The organism is candidate division KSB1 bacterium, assembly GCA_034506395.1.
Lineage (GTDB): Bacteria > Zhuqueibacterota > Zhuqueibacteria > Thermofontimicrobiales > Thermofontimicrobiaceae > Thermofontimicrobium.
Map to the genome: position 1 here is coordinate 128,316 of JAPDPQ010000013.1, position 18,833 is coordinate 147,148.

Annotated in this window: 12 protein-coding genes and 1 tRNA gene; 1 reads left to right on the top strand and 12 read right to left on the bottom strand. The window is 46.3% G+C overall.

The window, feature by feature from the left end; genetic code table 11:
- Positions 1–93 precede the first annotated feature (93 nt).
- The 12 genes from cdaA to ONB37_10665 form a co-directional block, all read right to left on the bottom strand.
- A complete protein-coding gene (gene cdaA, locus ONB37_10610; protein MDZ7400605.1) occupies positions 94–879 on the bottom strand; it encodes a diadenylate cyclase CdaA in 786 nt (261 codons plus the stop codon).
- 138 nt (positions 880–1,017) lie between these two features.
- Complete coding sequence (folP, locus tag ONB37_10615) at positions 1,018–1,905, bottom strand: dihydropteroate synthase (protein ID MDZ7400606.1); 888 nt, start codon at positions 1,903–1,905, stop codon at positions 1,018–1,020.
- Positions 1,906–2,067: 162 nt separating this feature from the next.
- Positions 2,068–3,759 (bottom strand): tetratricopeptide repeat protein, encoded by a 1,692-nt coding sequence (locus ONB37_10620; protein MDZ7400607.1) that lies wholly within the window; start codon positions 3,757–3,759, stop codon positions 2,068–2,070.
- Between the two features lie 271 nt (positions 3,760–4,030).
- Complete coding sequence (gene ftsH, locus ONB37_10625; GenBank protein ID MDZ7400608.1) at positions 4,031–5,938, bottom strand: ATP-dependent zinc metalloprotease FtsH; 1,908 nt, start codon at positions 5,936–5,938, stop codon at positions 4,031–4,033.
- A gap of 208 nt (positions 5,939–6,146) precedes the next feature.
- On the bottom strand, positions 6,147–6,692 hold the full coding sequence (hpt, locus tag ONB37_10630) for a hypoxanthine phosphoribosyltransferase (GenBank protein ID MDZ7400609.1): 546 nt from the start codon (positions 6,690–6,692) through the stop codon (positions 6,147–6,149).
- Complete coding sequence (tilS, locus tag ONB37_10635; GenBank protein MDZ7400610.1) at positions 6,689–8,089, bottom strand: tRNA lysidine(34) synthetase TilS; 1,401 nt, start codon at positions 8,087–8,089, stop codon at positions 6,689–6,691. Before tilS ends, hpt begins: the two co-directional genes overlap by 4 nt.
- Before the next feature lie 158 nt (positions 8,090–8,247).
- Positions 8,248–8,320, bottom strand: a tRNA-Met gene (locus ONB37_10640).
- 315 nt (positions 8,321–8,635) lie between these two features.
- Complete coding sequence (locus ONB37_10645; protein MDZ7400611.1) at positions 8,636–11,158, bottom strand: GH116 family glycosyl hydrolase; 2,523 nt, start codon at positions 11,156–11,158, stop codon at positions 8,636–8,638.
- A 324-nt stretch (positions 11,159–11,482) separates the two neighbouring features.
- The gene (locus ONB37_10650; protein ID MDZ7400612.1) at positions 11,483–12,685 is read right to left on the bottom strand and encodes a carbohydrate kinase family protein; all 1,203 of its coding nucleotides are present in this window, start codon (positions 12,683–12,685) and stop codon (positions 11,483–11,485) included.
- A 153-nt stretch (positions 12,686–12,838) separates the two neighbouring features.
- Entirely contained in the window at positions 12,839–13,429 is a 591-nt protein-coding gene (locus ONB37_10655; GenBank protein MDZ7400613.1) for a TlpA family protein disulfide reductase, read from the bottom strand.
- A 184-nt stretch (positions 13,430–13,613) separates the two neighbouring features.
- A complete protein-coding gene (locus ONB37_10660) occupies positions 13,614–16,097 on the bottom strand; it encodes a glycosyl hydrolase (GenBank protein ID MDZ7400614.1) in 2,484 nt (827 codons plus the stop codon).
- Positions 16,098–16,824: 727 nt separating this feature from the next.
- On the bottom strand, positions 16,825–17,538 hold the full coding sequence (locus ONB37_10665) for a hypothetical protein (GenBank protein MDZ7400615.1): 714 nt from the start codon (positions 17,536–17,538) through the stop codon (positions 16,825–16,827).
- A gap of 610 nt (positions 17,539–18,148) precedes the next feature.
- Between ONB37_10665 and ONB37_10670 the strand changes: the two genes are divergently transcribed.
- A partial coding sequence (locus ONB37_10670; protein ID MDZ7400616.1) for a hypothetical protein occupies positions 18,149–18,833 on the top strand: 685 nt, incomplete at its 3' end.

An 18,833-nucleotide genomic window follows, 5' to 3' on the forward strand; every position in this document is an offset into this window, starting at 1 on the left:
GTAAAGGGGGGGACTAAAAAATGTCATCGCTGCATCGCAACCGTATGGGTGCGTGAAAGGATTTTTGATGCAGGATCGCCCCAATGGAATTTTTTAGCCTCCCGGTACAACCTGCATCAGTTCATTAATTGTGGTGCGGAGCACATGGGGATCGAGGTCCGCGTGCAATCGGCCGTCATACGCCAGAGATATCTTGCCGGTCTCCTCAGAAACCACAATCACCAGCGCATCCGATTCCTCAGATAGTCCCACCGCCGCTAAGTGTCGTGTTCCATACTGAGAACCGATATTAGGGTTCTGGCTGAGCGGTAGGATGCATTGAGCCGCTTCAATGACATCATTCTGAATGATGATAGCGCCATCATGAAGCGGGGAACGGGGATTGAAAATGGAGACAATCAAAGGAACCGAGACTTTCGCTTGGATGCTTTGCCCGCTCTCGATAATGGATTTAATCCCGGCATTGCGGACCAATACGATAAGCCCGCCCATCCCTCGTCTGCTCAGCTCCACGGCAGCCTTCACCACTTCTTCGGTGACGCGCGGCGTAATCGTTACTTTAAAAATTTTCCTGATCAGAGGCATCTGGCCGATATAGATGAGAATTCGGCGCAGCTCTGGTTGAAACAGGATCACAAATGCAACCAGCCAGACGGTTTTCAGGTTTTCGAAAATCCAGTTCAAGCCGCTCAACCCCAATAGTTGCACCACCACAGATGCCAGCAAGATCAACACGAGACCGATAAACATTTGTGCAGCACGAGACCCCCGAATAAAGAAGTAAAGCTTATAGAGGATATACGAGATGATGGCGATATCCAGGACATCGATCAACGAAACTGTTAGAAAGCCAATACGAAGCAATTCCAATCTCATCATCACCACCGGAGGTTTTTTAATTGATATTTACCGAAAAATATAGCTCAAATGCCGCACTTAAAAAGTGGCTCAAATCACATTTTTCGATTAACCGAAAATGCCTCCTCAATTGCCCCTCGGAACCGTAGTTCGACAAGTTTAGACAGCGATTTTTCCCACTAACCGATCTGCAATCTGACAGGCTCTCACCATTGGCAGCACATCATGCACCCGAATGATATGAGCACCGTTTTGGATTGCAACAACCACAGCAGCAATCGTCCCTTCCAGGCGCTGATCTGGTGGCAAATTCAGCACCTTGCCGATAAACGATTTCCGCGAGGGACCCACCAGGATCGGACATTCCAGCCGACTAAATTCCTTCAGCCGCCTTATAATCTCATAATTGTCCATTAATCGCTTACCGAAGCCAATACCAGGATCGATGATGATCCGATCGCGAGGAATTCCCGCAGCCAATGCCATTTCGATGCTTTCTGCTAGATAGTCGCAGATCTCACCAATCACATCATCATAATGAGGATCCTGTTGCATGTTTTTTGGCTGGCCTTTGATATGCATCAGCACGACTGGCACTTGAAATCGGGCCACAACGAATTTCATGTCAGGATCGAATCGCAGCCCGCTGATGTCATTGATCATATTGGCCCCGGCATGCAAAGCTGCTTCCGCCACCGGCGCCTTATAAGTATCCACAGAAATTGGCACATCCACCAGATTCGCCAATCCTCGGATCACTGGCAACAGACGCGCAATTTCCTCCTCTGCAGAGATCGGTTCTGCCCCGGGTCTGGTGGACTCGGCTCCCACATCTATTATATCTGCCCCTTGTCTGGCTAGTTCCATTCCCCGAGCAATGGCGCGGTCCGGTTCGAAATATTCACCTCCATCTGAAAACGAATCCGGAGTGACATTCAGAATGCCCATAATATGGGTTCTGGCTGAAAGGTCCAACGTTTTAGCTCCAACCGATAATTTGTAATGCCGAGCAAGTTCCATCTGAGCCAATTTCAATGAGAATCCCATATGAATTATCGAAAACAAAAATAGATCGCCCTTTAGTCTGGGCAATTGACAATGGATAATTTCTCAACCTGAAAGAATTGTTCCTTAAGCGGTCATGTTTCAATCAATGGTTGCTGATCCAACGAGAAAGCGTATGCATGGTAAACGGACAAGTTCAATTTTTCATTTTCCATTCTCAACAGATTGCGCCTTGCTGGAATCTGGATGTAGCAAGGCGAATAGGTGTTTCCGGGCTTCTTCAGCGAATTCATCTTCCACCCCCTTGCGAAGACGAATCCGCTCGCGAAGATGTTCGATCGCCAATGGCAAGTTCCCCTGGGCTTCGTAAAGGTAAGCCAGATAAAGATGGGCATTGGGATGATTATTGATCGCTATAGCGCGTTTCAATAATTGTTCGGCTGTGTCATAATCATCGGAGTTGTAATATAGGATCCCCAGATTATAGTACGCATCAGCGTTCTGGGGCTGGAGCTGCAGCACGCGATTGTAAATCTCAATGATCTTTAATATTTCGTTTCGGACCAAATAGATTTTTCCTAATGCCATCAAGGCAGGCACCGAGTTCGGATTGATGTCTAGATATCGCTCTAACAGTTGAATTGCTTGCTTGCGCTGATTTTCGAATAGATAATGATCTGACAGCATCAAGTAGGCGTCCTCATACGTTGGATCGAAAAAAATCGCACGCTCAAATAATTCACGCTCGTTTTTAAAACCCAAATGGCGATAGCGTGAAGGATGCAGTCGCGATAGGGCTAAATACAGCCGAGGTTCATTGGGCTGCAATCGATAGGCTCGAAGCAGCATCTGTTCCGCCATAGACCACCGCTGCTGATAGATATAATATTCTCCCAGATACAACCACGCCTCGGCACAACTGGAATCCTTGGTCAGCGCGCGATTCAACCAAATCTTGGTTCGTTCGAACTCATCTGCAGGGGATTCACCGTTCTTTTTCTTTGCTGCAGCGAATGAAAATTGAATTTTCCCTGCCAAAACCAATGCATCCACCAGGGAACTATCGTTAGCAATCACATTTTCAATTCGGTTTTTGGCAAGGACTAATTTTTGATCTTGATACAGCTCAATCGCCTCAAGCAGCTGCCGATAATTTTCGAGCGATGTGTAGCCAATGGTTCTAGCAACCGAACGAGGTTTGAGACGAAAATAGTGTAAAATAGTATCACAAACCGCAAGCGCGATTGTGGGGAACTGACTTGGGATAAGTGACAAGGTGTCACAGCGGACGACCGAACCGACTGGAATTTGAACCAAATGATAAATCAAAGTTGGATAGGATGAGGATCCTGTCAATTCCCCGAACAGTAAATGGTCCACATGAAATAATTGTTGCAATCGTCCCAAATCGAGAGAATCGCAGGTAAGATCGCCGGGGGTCCATTTATCAACGATGACAATCGCTTGATCGGCCAGCGCCCGATGCAATTGTTGAGCGACCATCCGCCACAGTGCTGGTGCCATCCACTGGGAATTGCCCAATGAGGCATTGCCGCGCACAGGAAGCATCATGAGACGGAATTTCACTGCTGGTTCCCTGTGGCGATACCGATCAAGCCAATTCCCTGCCAGGATGAACATGCCGATCAATGCAACACCGAGAAGCAATTTCCGTTTATCCATCCACTCAGCAGTTTTGTAAAAATAGAGCAAAATGATAATGGCGCTGATCAAAATTATCAGCGCCAAAGGCGAGAAAATCCAGAGCTCGGAAATCGTATCGCCGAAATTGCTCAACCAACCAGCTTTCGGCAACGCATCATCCGCTAATAAACCGTTTCCAAACCAACTTTTGGAAACTGCCATTATCCCACCAACAATCGCTATCCCCACCATAGTCGCTCTCCCGTTGTCGAACTTGTTGCATATTTACCCACCCATCAGCACGGCGATTTACTTCGTCGAGTGCAAAGTTGTAACAATGGTTCTCCCTTTTGGATCTTCTGATCATTTAGAACCAACGCCATCATTTACTCAGCCTGATGGATCGGTTCTGATAGAAAAAATCCGCCAAGCATAAATTTCAACTCCAAGTAACGCCCCTCGGAGCAGGCCACAAATCTCAAATAGATCGAGTTATCTGATGTAATTTTTGCTTTTGGGTTTATCAGACGAGTTCTTTTTCAGCCTCTGGTTTCTGAGCCGCGCTGGATTTTTTGCGAGTCCTTCGTTTTGGTTCTGGAGCTTTAGCAAGGCTTGACCCATTCACAGCTAGCTTGGCCTGGGATTTATTTCGAGTTTGTTTTTTTCGTTCTTCATCCACCTGGTTCAAGATCGCATCGATCTCATTGCCGTCCAGCATCTCGCGTTCCAGCAGAGCTTTGGCCAATGCGTGCAATTTGTCAAGGTTTTCTTGAATCAGTTTTTCTGCGGTATTAGCTGCTTTCTCAACAATTGCTCTGACCTCTTGATCGATCAATTGGGCGGTTTTTTCGCTGTAATCTCGGTGTTGGGCGATTTCTCGGCCCAGGAAGATTTCTTCCTGTTTTTTGCCGAACGTCATTGGCCCTAACCGTTCACTCATGCCCCATTCGCATACCATTTTGCGGGCAATTTCGGTAGCGCGCTCAATGTCGTTCCCAGCCCCAGTGGTCAATTGATTCAGAACAATTTTCTCGGCTGCACGTCCGCCTAATAGATGGATCAACATCCGCTCGCAATAATCCTTCGAGTAGTTATGTTTCTCATCCAACGGCAGCGTAGTGGTTACGCCCAATGCGCGACCGCGGGGAATAATGGTCACCTTATGCACTGGATCTGATCCAGGAGTCAATTTGGCTACCATGGCATGACCCGCCTCGTGATAGGCTGTGCTCCGTTTCTCTTCGTCGCTGATCAATAGGCTTTTCCGCTCGGTTCCCATGAGCACTTTATCCTTGGCCTCTTCCAGGTCCTCCATGTCCACTTTCTTCTTATTCTTGCGAGCGGCCAACAGCGCGGCCTCATTGACCATATTGGCCAGATCAGCCCCGGAGAATCCCGGCGTCCCTTTGGCCAGCACTGAAATGTCTACGTCGCTACCCAATGGGATTTTCCGGGTATGAACCTTCAGAATTCCTTCACGACCGCGAACATCAGGCCGGTCAACCACGATCTGTCTATCGAACCGGCCAGGTCGCAAAAGGGCAGAGTCCAACACATCGGGTCGATTGGTGGCGGCCAACAAAATCACACCCTCATTCGAATCAAAACCATCCATTTCCACCAGTAACTGGTTCAGCGTTTGCTCGCGTTCATCATGGCCGCCGCCCAATCCAGCACCACGATGCCGGCCGACTGCGTCCAGTTCATCGATAAAAATGATGCATGGCGCGTTCTTTTTGCCCTGCTCAAATAGATCGCGTACCCGAGACGCACCAACACCGACAAACATCTCAACAAAATCCGCTCCAGACATGCTGAAAAATGGCACCCCAGCCTCCCCAGCAACCGCCTTGGCCAGCAAGGTCTTGCCTGTCCCCGGCGGGCCTAACAGCAATGCACCTTTCGGAATTTTGCCACCCAATTTTTGAAATTTCTCTGGCTCCTTTAAGAAATCGATGATCTCTTTGAGCTCTTGCTTGGCCTCGTCCGCCCCTGCCACATCCTCGAACGTCACCCGCAGTTTATTTTCAGAGATCATTCGGGCCCGCGATTTGCCAAACGAGAAGATGCCTTTAGCGCCGCCGCCCTGCATCCGGCGCAGTAGCACGAACCAGAAGATGATCAAAATTAAGAACGGCAAAGCATTTAACAGGTAGCCCCACCATTCCACTGTCCGAGGTTTGGCCTCCACCCGCAAGCCATAATCATCGATCCACCGAAAGACTGTATTGATATCCACCTGCTCTGGCAAGACCACCTGGTATGGCTGTCGCTCCATGTCATCCCCCTTGAGGATCACTTGAAGCTCTTGCCCCTTAATCATCACCTCGCTGATCTTCCCTGTCTCTAGCCATTCCTTGAATTGCTTCAAATCGGCTTGCCGATCCTCAGTCCCACCTGGCTTGAACCATTGGGAAACCCAAAAGATCATGATGATGAAAATCACCCAAAAAATCAATGTCCGCGTAGCTTTTTGCCACTGGAAGCTATCGTCCTTTTTTTTGGGGCTCTGGTTATTCCGGTTTGGCGGGTTATTCGATTCTTTCCGCATCCTCACTGGTTGCTCTGGCGAGTCGTCTGCGAAATAATTGTTGGGGAAAACGTCGCTCATCGATGAACTCTTCTCCAATTCTGATTTATTAATCTAAAACATAGATGTCGCGCAAATTGCGATATTTTTGATCATAATCTAAACCATATCCAACCACAAATTTGGTCGGTATGGTGAAACCCACGTAATCGAGTTTGAAATCGACCACGGCGTTGCCCTCTTTCAGTAACAATGAAGCAAATTTCAACGAAGCTGGTTTTGTCCCCTCAAACATCTGCTCCAAAAATTTAATCGACCGACCAGAATCCGCGATGTCTTCTACGATTAAAATATGACGACCATCGACATGGCTATCGAACAGTTTTTTGGTCTTGATCTGTCCAGTAGACACGCGACCACCGCCATAGCTCGATATTTTGACAAAATCCACTTCGCAATCAATATCCATTTCTCGAATCAGATCAGATAAGAAGATAAATGCTCCATTCAGCACTCCGATCAAGATAGGGCACTTATCGCGATAGTCATCAGAAATCTGACGTGCCAGTTCCTTCACGCGACGATCGATCTCCTGACGACTGATCAGAATTTTATACTTCGATAAATTTCCATCAAAACATGGTTGATCCGTCATGCAGCAATTCCCTTTTCAATAACTTTTAACATCAGCACACGTGTTGTTCGATCGGTAATTTTGAATTTGTCATCGATCTGGTGTCCCACTACCCAGATGATCCCAGCATCGCACACCAATAGCGGGATCTCACGGCGTTCATGCAGCGGAACTTTTCGATCGATGAAAAAATCCGATAACTTTTTTTGCCCTGGTGAATTCAGCGGCCGAAATCGATCTCCTGGTTGAGGAAGTCGAATTTTCAACTCTCCGATCACCTGATCATAATCAATATATTCCACTGTCCGATCAGTTGGAAAAATTTGGGGCACTTCTCGAATTGTCATCAGCCGATTCTCCAATAGCAGGTGCTCATTGGACAGTGGCACGACACTATTTAACGGCACGGATTTTTTGCCCGGAACTCCGCCTCGTCGGCAAAAAGCCAGAAAATGCGAATCATGCCATACTTCCCATTCGGAACTGAGTTTCACCTTTTTGCCCGAACGTCTATTTGAGGCCAGCCTTAAAATCCGCTCAATCTTATTAGCAGTTAAAACCGAACGCGGCAGCGCCAATCTCGCCACGATCTCATACAATGCATACTTTTGAACAATGATAAAATACTTTAAAAAACCATTAAGGTCAAGGATTATTTTATCTTTTTTTGAACTGACCAGGCAACGATCAACAGCCAGCCGCCCCTGTTCGGCCAAATAAATTTCCACCTCCGACATGATCCCCGCAGTCCGCAATATGGCGCTCTTGACTGCTGGGTTGAACTGCTTCTCCAAATAGGGTATCAGTTCATGTCGGATGCGATTTCGGCGATAATGAAACATGACATTGGTTTCATCCTCAACAAAGTCTAACTTGTACGCTCGAGCATAAGTTTCAATCTCCTTTCGAGTGGCAAATAGTAGCGGACGGATGATCTTGCCGCGACGCACTGGCATCCCAGATAGCCCTTTGACCCCGCTGCCGCGCAACCAATGATCGAGTATCGTCTCCACTTGGTCGTCAGCCTGATGTCCCAGCGCAATGTGGTCCGCTCCTGTCCGCTTTAATGCCCACTGGAACACCTGATACCGTAGCAATCGTGCCCCTTCCTCCTCGGAAACCTTGTGGCGCTCCTGATACTTTCTCACATTCACTTTGCGGACAATCAGGGGAAGCTGATAGCGCTCAGCCAATTGTGCAACAAATCGCTCGTCTCGATCCGACTGCTCCCCTCGCAGACCATGATTCACATGCAAAATTTCTAATTGCAAACCAAATTGGTCTCGAATCTGAATCAACAAATGCAACAGCACCACCGAATCGATCCCGCCAGATACGGCCACTAAAACATGATCTCCAGAGCGAATCAGTTGGTGGTTTTCATTGTAGTCGATAAAATTTTTTACCAGGTCTGTCATTGGATCCCCCTGTTTCCTCGGAGCTTGCTTTATAGCTCATCTCCGACATTCCGTGCGATACCTTATATATCACCCCCCCACTAAAAAAAAAGACCTTTCAGTTAGAAAGGTCTTTGTCCACATCATCAATTCAATTTATTTGCACTCCGATATATGAGTAGCGGCGAAGGGACTTGAACCCCTGACACGTGGATTATGATTCCACTGCTCTACCAACTGAGCTACGCCGCCAAATAGACGCGATAAATATACGATATTTTGCAACGAAAGTCAAGGGAAATTTTGGTCCATTCTTTATGGTCGCTTCGATCGCAGCAGCGGGAAAAACCTCTGAAATTTATTTAGTCAAAACATTCGTGTCTTTATTTATCGAAATGATAGAATCACAATGATTCAAATGCGATTCGTTTTTATCATAAGGCCATTCGATTTGCTCCTCAACAAAATCTGATAAAAAATTTAGCTGGTCATACTTCTCAAGCTTGCAATTCTGGCTCATTTGCTTGCTGGTCTATTTTGATGTTCGTTTGAAATGCAAAATCTATATCACTGCGAAAATTGCAGCGTCACCGTTTTTCGAACGAAATCTTCTACCGAATTATTTGCGAATTTAACAATCAATTGCCAGCGCTGATGTGAAATTCTTTCTATTGTCGCACCATCAGCTTGATGGATCTCCCAACTGGTTTTCAACGGAATATCGTATTGATTTCCTGGTCGACCTTCAATAATTAAGTAGAGCTGGTTTTTCGTCATTTGATAATCGATCAATTTCAGCGCTTGGGAACGGCTGCCCGCAATCCTTTCTGGGAAAGGAATTTCAAATTCGATCCCTAAGCGATAGTCGATGAGGATCTCATTTTGCGCAGCAAGGCTGGCCTGGATCTGACAATGGATATCATATCCCGTGGTATTAAGCGAAAAATTGGCAGGATTTCCGTTAATTGACACCGCAAGGACGCCGGTTCCCAGACCAAAGGCTGGGGAAAAGTTTAATGTAAAAGGAGCATTAGAATGGTTGATGATCTTCAATCGCAGTTGATGATCATCTTTTGTCAAGATAAAATCGAACAAATGTTCGCCACAGCGAAAGTGGTTGATCGCCACATGGTCCCAATCCGTTGGCAAATGAGGCGAAAGCACAATTTCCCGTGCAAGAGAATCTCCCCTCAAGCCCAACAGCCCAGAAACCAGCGGAAGAATAATCCCAGTGGCGGAAAAAAGCTGATGGGGGACTGAAGTGGAGACAGGTCGATAGAATTCGCCGGATAAAAGTTCGGTATGCCAGCCTAACGCATCGAGTTCGGTCAAGCGGGCATTTGCCAACAGATTGTGCCAGCCATTGATTGCGCGATGATGACGATATTGAGCCGTGGCGACGTAACCAGTGGTGAAGGGCCAGACACTCCCATTGTTGTAACTGATTGGATCGTAGTAACTGCTGGTTCTGACCACGCCTCGAACTCCCCAGTCCGTGCTCATCACCGCACAGGCAAACTGCTCCAGCGTGCCTCGTGCAGCTTCATCCGAGATCAGATCAAAAAACAGTGGGATCGATTGCCAGACAGTCTGGTCCTTATGTCTATCACCATTGGTCAGCAAGGCAAAATTGAGCCGATTTGTCTCTTCATCAATGAATATTTGCAAAAAAGACCGATACGCTTGATCTAACTGCTGCTGACACGTTTGCAATAGGGTTTTTTCCTGAAAGAAATCGCAGAAACGGATCATACAGCGGAGCGCCTGAAGCCAAATGGCGGCAAGATAAACATCGACCCGATTGTGCTTAAGCATCTCCCCCACTTCCATGGCTGCCAAGCCAGCAGCGCTGTTTTCCATCAGACCATCCTGATCTTCATCAGCGGTGAGGCAATAATGATACGCCAGTTTGATCGAATTCCAACTTTTGCGAATAAAATCGACGTCACCGCTGGAAATAAAATAATCATGCATGGCCACAATGTAATAAGCAGACGTCTCAGCGTGATAGAATCCATAGGGATAATCCTGAAACCAATTAATGAAGCTGGCACTCTGCGTCAGCTCGTGAAAGATTTTGCCATCCGATCGCTGACGATCGCGCAACATCGTGAGTGCCAGGCGTGTGGTTTCAAAATCGCCATAGCAATTGATCGCCAAAGAATTGAGAAAGGCATCGCCGCCGAAAAACCAGGCAAACCCGGGGCGATGGCTATTACCCGACACGCCATAACCCGCCACCAGCCCGCTGCCCAATTGGGGATTATCCACGCGCCCCTTGTCCAGAGACGCTTTCGCCCACTCGAACGCCCGGTTCAATTTCGCATCCGGGGTTCGGATGGAGAGCAATTCAGAGCGGAGCCGCTGCGCATGTTCGAAATTCTGCTTATACAACTCGGGGATGTGATCCAGTAGATGCATAAACCGCTGCATCGCATCATCTTTCCCGTTCAAACTTCCGGTCACGATGATCGGAATAAAGCTGGATTGAGCCCATTGCTGGTCCACCCCGATAACGAACTTCATTGGTTCATCGGGAAGCTGATGACCAGGCGTATTGGAGCACCTTGTAGCGAATGGCGATCCGATAAGCCCAACATATTTTTTCGACCCCTCGCCGATGTAATAAGCGTTCAAATGATCCAACCAAAGCGTATACTGCCCACCCAGCCCTGCTGGCCACATGGGTACCAGAGCAGGATAGAAGCTAATCCAGAGTTCAAGCCCGACATAACTATCGATATCGAACAGAAAAATCGCGCCGGGTTCATCCAATGGTGTCAGTATGTGCCATTGGATTGTGAATAAATCGTGGGAGAATATCAGGGTGGTCATTTCCGGCCGGGCAATTATGTGGCGAGCCAGATCGGTTGCATTGAGAAACAACTGATATCTTGGCACTGCTACGGAGAATTGCAGCTTGCTGAGGATTTTGATGGGATAAACCCAGACTTCAAAAATGCCTTGTTCCTCTCCGAAGATCGCTGCTTGTCGGCCAACGCTTTCGCAATAAGTTCCGGGTGCAATTCGCCGAGTCAATTGGATCGGATTCTCATAGATTTCAAATTTTTGAACCGATGATGTAGCCATAAAACTCAATTGCGGTTTCCCTTCATAATTTAATTAACTCTTTCAGTGAATTTGCAAATTCGTTTTTGAACTAAAGAGTTCTCAATTTTGAATGAGCACAATTTTCTATTGGGATCAACCCATGCTCTTCTCTCACCCTTATGGCAATTACTCCCCCGCCAATTGGCGAGCAACATCATGCTAACAGGGTGATTGAAGAACTCTGTCAGCCGTTAGGATCGTTACGGTTGCACATTGGAATACCATTTCGAAATTGGGTTGAAGGCATTGCAAAGTTCGATGATGTGGCGGAAAAGATACGAGCTGGATCGATCTGACTCAGCCTCACCATCTACTATCTTGCCGACCGATCCAAAGTCGCGATGCCTGATCCCACTTCCAATCATTCGGTGCAAGGGGGATTCCTATGGGTGTGAGTTTGCCGCTCTCCACCATATCTGTGGTTTGCTGCCAATCTTTGATCCCACTGACAGCATCTAACTCGTGGAGATTTTGATAGCCCACGCAATTGGCATAATGCAAAGTCTTTTCGATAGAATAGCCTCTAAGATAGGCCGCGAGGAAGCCAGCGATGGCTGAATCGCCGGAGCCTGTAGCGCTAGCAATTTTGTCAACTTTGAACGCTGGACACCATAACTCTCGCCGCGACCAATTCATTCGATCTTTCGGGGGTGCAGCGCCAAAATCCTGGCAGCGATCCAATTCTTTTGTCAGAATGTAAGAGCCACGATGCCCAGCTTTAATGAACACCACCTTGCTACCGAGCGCCAAACACTCGGTCGCCAAGCGCCGGTAATCTTTGGGATCGATGAAATCCACAACATCCCTTGTGCCAGCTTGCTGCTTGACCTCGAAATAAGCAATTGGATCTAACATGAAGAACACTTCTTCGATACTGGGCATGAAAATATCAACGTAAGGTAACAGATTGGTGAGGATGGTCCGCCATGGAGCTCGACCGCTGGGGCTATTGGGATCAGGTAGCGCCATATCTAAGGAAGTAGTTGCGCCGGCAGCTTTCGCGATCTGAAAAATTTTCACCAGTTCTTCCCCCCTATTCTCATAGCAATTGGCCATGATCGGCGGGTAACCGAAATGAAACGATCGCGATTGCCGAATCAGTTCCACATCCAGATCAGCGCTGGAGAAACGGTCGTTTGCCCCAGGATCATGAAGGAAAATACGATCGATGCCTGGCGGAGCGATGACAATGGTATATGAGGTTCGGTCCGTGGGCGAAACCGAAATGCCCGAGGTTTGCCCCTGTTGCGACAATAAGTTTAGTATCAATTCTCCAAATTGGTCCTTCCCCACACGGGACAAAAAAGCGACCCTGAGTCCCAGCTTTTTTAATGCGATACCCGTGTTTGAAACCGGCCCACCGGTGCTGATTCGAGCCGCATTCACCTGAATCAATTTGCCAGGCTTAAACAGTTCGACAATATCACGAATGCCAGTGTCTGGAATTTGAGGAATGATATCAAGACAGATATGACCAACGACCGCAACATCGTAATTCCGTTCCAAAACTTCCTCCCGATTCAGCTTAACAAATCTATTCTCAAAATCCGTCTCCCCATCCTTCTTCAGGGTGTTATCAGTTCGATGCGTTATTCAGAGGATGATCTCTGTCTCTCCCAGATATTGTTTCTTGTCGACACAACTTGGGTAACCTTGCATCTATTTCAAAAAATCCGCCAGCGTTTTTTCCAGTGCATCGCCGCGCAAACTCGATTCGAGGGCGAGAATGCGACCATCCGGGCCAATCAAAATTGGCCTTGGAATATATTGCACTTGAAAGGTTTGGACCACCTTTCGATTGGGATCTTTCATCATAAAAGCATGCAGCCACGGCATCTTCCATTTTCCCTGCCGAAACTTGGCTATATCATCCTCTGATTGATCCAAAGATAAGCTGATCAGCTCAAAATTTTTATCTTTGAACCGCTGATATGCGCGATGCAAATGCTCCATTTCGTTTACACAGGGCGGACACCATGTGGCCCAGAAATCCAGCAAGTAGAATTTGCCCTTTAATGTCTTATTGGACACCTTCTGCTTGCCATCCAAAAGAAGAATCTCAAAATCAGGCACCAAGTCGCCAACTTTTAAGCTGCTTTTTGGATCTGCTTCTTGCTGTGCAAATGCAGCACCAGGCGCATTCGTTGGACTAAATTTATTCCAGAGCAGATAGCACAGTTCATTCCCCCAAAAAATCGAAACGACAATTAAAGCGCCCAAAAGGCCCATCAATAAATGTTTAGCGTTCATTATCATCCTCTCCCTCAAATTATCAGTTCCATCAGCGATTGTGTCCCGGCACGATAAAGACAGCGTTCAAACCAAACTTCAGTTACGATAACGAAAGACCAGGATAAAAACCCAGGTGCTGCGTCCCAGCTTTCTGGCGAATTGATGATCGGTCCATCTCATTGCACAGATTGTGCTGATCTGTTTATTGAACTAAAACCATCTTCCGAGTTGCCACAAACCCAGCGGCAGTCATCCGGTAGATATAAACCCCTGAAGCGACCCGAGCGAAACTCTCGTCTGAACCGTCCCACTGAACGACAAATCGACCAGCCGGCTTAAATTCGTTTATTAATGTCTTCACTTTTGTTCCTCGGATATCAAAAACTTCGATTCTGACCAAGCCTTCGGTTGGCATATTAAACGTGATGGCCGTTGTGCCATTAAACGGGTTGGGATAATTTTGTGATAATCCATATTGGCTCGGCTTGACCTGCGGCGCGGTCCCTTCAATCAATTGATCCGTTCGTTCGCTCGATGTGATTCGACTCTGGCCGCTATCATCCGAGGCCTGGTCAGATTTCTCTTCAGCCTCTTTCCCCTGATCCGACGCTATTTCATCCGCTTTTCCGTCATCTGCGGAATCATCGCTCGGCTTAATGATGATCCCATCGCTCCATTCGGACCAATTGCCGACCAAACCTGCCCCGTTTTTCGCCTGAACCCGGGCGTATAGGGTGCCAGGCGCGTAATAATTTATTTCATGGGAAAGTTTATTGCCAACCCATTCCCTAAAGGCAACATTGCCACCTGGCTCAGCCCTGAGTTCCAGTCGATAATCGCTGATGCCAGTATCGTACTCCTGAGCTGCTTTCCAGGAAAAAGTGATCTTGCCAGCAGTCGCCATAGTGCCATCGTCGCTCGGTGGGGCTGTCATAACTGGCGGTGTGTTATCCGCTGCTCTTAAGTAAGTTTCACCGATCAGGGTTAGCGAATTATTTCTTTTCAATAATGCCGTAACTGGAGGATTTGGCGCAAAGGGCAGATCATAGAATGGACTATGACCCTTTGACAAAAACCAAAACCAGCGTTGAATTCCGACCTCATTAGTCTTGAAGTACTCGCAAAGGATACGACACAGCTCGGCTGCTTCCGCCTCTGTGCGCCGATAATCGATATTGCCAAACTCCGATACCCAAACCACGTCAGTCCCGCTTACCTGACGCATGAACAGCGCCATTTCATTCAGTTGATCTTTGAGTTTTTCAAAATCCATCCCCTGGGTCTCCGAACTGATCGGGAACACATGAAGATCATTGACATCGATTTTTACCCCAGGTGGCAGCGCAGCAATGAACTCTTGATACCATTTTTTGCAATTAGCCATTCTAAAATAGGCGTTCACCAATTTTTTAAATTCGTCTCGAATACCCAAGAACGGGCTTTGCAAGAGTTCGGGAATGAACTGCCATGCGATGTCATCAAATCCTTGTACCGCCTCGGTCAAAAAGATCGATGGACCCATCACCTTAGCAGTGGGATCAAATGTTTTGATGAGCTGATAATATCGTAAGAAAAACTCCGCATATTGTTTGGGACGCAGCATGGGATACCAATTGGGTTCGTAACCGATGGACCAATACTGGCCAACAAAACCCTCGCGTTCGATTAATTTCCGCACATAATTTTGCTCAGCTTGCCAAATGCGATCCAGTATCTCCGACTGGGTGGGCACGTTTCCTTTGCTAAACATCGGTTTGAAAAAATCGATTAAATAATAATGATCAGTGACTGGTGGCTTGTTCAACTCCTTTTTCAATGCCGATTCGATCTCATCATCCACCAGATCCTCTATTGCATTAGAGAGCTCCTCCCAGGTGAACGAGATCCCGAGCAAATTCCAGTCGATTTCCGATTCAGTGCGCGAGTCAGGCAAAACCGCCTTCACCTGCAAGTATCGTTCACGGCCAACTCCAATGATGGGGACATCTACTTGAAGCGAAATCACCGTATGAAAAACACAATCCGCGTCGCCGACATCTTGCCAATAGTATTTCCAGCGAAACGGATTAGGATTCAACACCCAAGCTTCGATGTAAATATGCGTCTTCCAATCCGCTGCCACGCTGGTGGCCAATCGGATTGTATCTTGCCTCACCGTAACCTCGAATTTCGGTAGCGTATCTTGAAACGCTATTTCGGTTTTCTTGCATTTCGCCCGATATTTAATCCCATATTTCTTCTGGGTAAAAGTAAACTGATTTAGCGAATCCGCAAGCTGCTTCTCCAAAATTGCCTGATTTTTGGTCCAATACTCCCCAATCACTGGAACAATATTGCTGTCTATCAACGCAATGCACAGATCAAAAAAACTTTGCAGCAAGTCATCATCGCTGTTTTCTAATAGATCCAGCAAGATCCACCGATAGTCCATGCCGAGGCCATCCGTCCGATAATCGATCTTGCCTAATGTCCAGATCTTGTTTTTCCCGAGCGCAGGATAATTTTTTGGAAGATACGAATCCTCCCAATCTCGAAACCAGCTCAAACCGAATTGTCCCAAGTATTGGGTCGCCTCGACCCCCTTCGCGCCAAAACGATCATCGAGCTGACCGAATGCCTGCGACCCTATCCCCAACGCAAGCGATCCGATCATGAAAACTATTATGAAATTGAACATTTTTTTCATCGTCTCACCTCACAAAAGAGAATGAAGCCTTGCTAAGTTTAATGACATCGATATAGCGAACTAATTAGAGCAATGAGATTTGGTCTTCACCTCACTGCGCAAAGCAAAGTATCATGAGCAATAGCACATTCAGTATACCTTCTATTCCTCTATTTTTAGGGCTGATACCATTCCCATTCAATCGACCCTGGATTAATTCGAGGCCAGGTAAATCTTCGGGTTACAATCTACAATATTTTTCAAAGATTGTCAAGTTTATTTTTAGAAGTAGGGAAGACTGGCCATTACCGAGCATGTTTGTGGCTATATATTTCAGAAATTGCTGATTAGGATGGATTAATTGAAATGAGATAGGAGTCATTTTTATGAGTTCAGAGCACAATCTCTGTCTTGAGAATTTCAATTCATTTGACTCTCAAACTCAACAATCAGAGAGATCAATGAGTGAAGAACAAAAGGGCACTGTTCATTATGTTATTAGCGGCAAGCACCAGAGGAGATTGCGAGCAAGTCTTTGGACAATTTTCGTCGAGGATTCTATGAACAATTTATGTCAAAAAAATTTACAGGCGATTCAGGCTACTTGACATGGTCGACAATCGAGAAAAACAATTGCCATCTTTACGTGGTCTTCTGTTACATCCTTTGAATAATTCCCTCCACAGCGCCAGGTAAAATAGCTGAAGATCATGCGAATCACATCTGGCAAAACAAATCATTTTTCAAATTAAAAAGCAAAACTCACTCCCAAGCCAACCCTCAACAGATCGGTAGTGGACTTGCTGGGCGAGTAAGTCACTTCATTAAATTCGCGCCGAATATCGCCTTGTTTAAGATAGGTTGCTTCTCCACCGATCAGATAATGCATCACCAAATCAATATAGATCGAATAGATTCCATTCGAATCGTTTTTTCGACCCTGATAAACTCGAAACATGATTCCAGCGCCCCCGCCATAGCTTAATGCCGCGTCGTCATAATTTGTGGAGGTTATTTCGCTATAAGAATCCCAACCTGAACCTTTCAATCGCGTTTCGGTCCACAAATAATGGAATCCGATTAAACCTTCCAGATAAGGGTGAGTCACGACATTCCTGTTTGTCGGCTGAATTCTCGCCAGCAAATGACCAATAAGAATGTTATTAGTTGTTTCTACCGTAACCACTATATCGGGAATATTTGGGCTGAGCCGCTCCAGCCGCGATTCACTTCCATATATCAAAAATCCAAGTCCTGCTCCTAATGCCAAGGGAGTGCCAGGAATCTGATACGCAAAATTTCCTGAAATCCCGCCTCCGGGATTGTTCACATTCTCTCGAAATTCCCCTTGAGGGAAACCAGCAATGAAATTGACCCCAGCTTGAAAGGGCGTCTGTGCCTTCCCCATAACATTAAACATCATCAGTCCAATCACAATCCCCATGAGCACACGTATTTTCATTTTTGATCTCCCAAGTCAATGACAAACACATACTATTTGATATCATTAATCAGACTTATTCCAATATCATTCTAAATTTCTGGTGTTATTCTAACGGTATCCGTTCCAAAAAGTTTCAAATCAATACTTGAGATTTCGATGCCCGATAAAATTACCGGTATTCTCAACCTCATGAACAAAATTAAAACTTCTATGAATATGCTTCATCTCGCGAGGAAAAAAATCTTACTGCAATTTATAAAAATCATGGAATGAAAATCTTTATAGGAGTCCGACATCGCTCCCACAAGGCCAATGATCTACCGAGAATGCGATATTGATTTAGCCAATCAAGCACATTCATAAGTGCAGTCAGCAAAACCATGCCACTCCCAACATAGCGCAGCAGTTGTTAATCGGATTTTTGCGGCAGCTGAACTCGAGTGCTCACCTTTAAGCAAAGGACGATATCACCGCAAAAACCAAAAGCAAATTCAAAATACCAATCCATTCAACGCACATTTATAAGCTTTCTTCATATTTGTTGGAAGAACACTTTAACAGTAAAGAGACCAATAAAAATTGAGTTTTCTAGATCACTTATATTCGGACCAATAATGGCGGGTTGTATTTGAAGGTTATTTTGGACCTGCTTAGTCGACAAGTGGTCGGGTGGTCGTTTAGTCCCTGTCTAACAGAACTTACCACAATGCTCCCAGCCCCAACCGATGCGATCTATCGGGAGCATCCTGACGTTAGTTTAATCCTTTATTCAGATCAAGCGGTAAAGTATGGGTGTCATGAATTTCGAAACAAGCTGGCGGCTTCCCAAATTATTCAAAGCATGAGCGGAAAAGAAAATTGCGATGATAATGCCGTCACAGAAAGCTTTTTCGCGCCATCAAAAGCAAGTTGGTTTATTTTTAATAGTATGAAATCAGACAATAAACACGACACTGCATCTTCGGATATATTTTTTATATTCACAATGGCTTCATTCGGCGTTGGGTTATCAAACTCCGCTCGAATAAGCCGTTCTGAAAAAAGCTTCCTAACTTTGCTAATCCACCATTTTTTATTTCAATATCATATACGGCTCTCAAACCTTGTTCCTGCGCATGCAGGAATCCCTTTCTATTTGCACTTCCAATCCCATCGCTATTGCAAGCATCCTCTGACTATCCAGATTGGGCCCCTGGACAAGCCAGGGGCAAGTTTCAATCCTTGTTTTAGTGGAGGCGGCTCTCAAACCTTGTTCCTGCGCATGCAGGAATCCCTTTCTATTTGCACTTCCAATCCCATCGCTATTGCAAGCA

Bases quoted from the DNA above. Each gene is read 5' to 3' on its own strand.
- ONB37_10620 (MDZ7400607.1), bottom strand. From the start codon at position 3,759: ATGGTGGGGATAGCGATTGTTGGTGGGATAATGGCAGTTTCCAAAAGT.
- folP (MDZ7400606.1), bottom strand. From the start codon at position 1,905: ATGGGATTCTCATTGAAATTGGCTCAGATGGAACTTGCTCGGCATTAC.
- ftsH (MDZ7400608.1), bottom strand. From the start codon at position 5,938: ATGATCTTTTGGGTTTCCCAATGGTTCAAGCCAGGTGGGACTGAGGAT.
- ONB37_10665 (MDZ7400615.1), bottom strand. From the start codon at position 17,538: ATGAAAATACGTGTGCTCATGGGGATTGTGATTGGACTGATGATGTTT.
- tilS (MDZ7400610.1), bottom strand. From the start codon at position 8,089: ATGACAGACCTGGTAAAAAATTTTATCGACTACAATGAAAACCACCAA.
- ONB37_10655 (MDZ7400613.1), bottom strand. From the start codon at position 13,429: ATGAACGCTAAACATTTATTGATGGGCCTTTTGGGCGCTTTAATTGTC.
- ONB37_10645 (MDZ7400611.1), bottom strand. From the start codon at position 11,158: ATGGCTACATCATCGGTTCAAAAATTTGAAATCTATGAGAATCCGATC.
- hpt (MDZ7400609.1), bottom strand. From the start codon at position 6,692: ATGACGGATCAACCATGTTTTGATGGAAATTTATCGAAGTATAAAATT.
- cdaA (MDZ7400605.1), bottom strand. From the start codon at position 879: ATGATGAGATTGGAATTGCTTCGTATTGGCTTTCTAACAGTTTCGTTG.
- ONB37_10660 (MDZ7400614.1), bottom strand. From the start codon at position 16,097: ATGAAAAAAATGTTCAATTTCATAATAGTTTTCATGATCGGATCGCTT.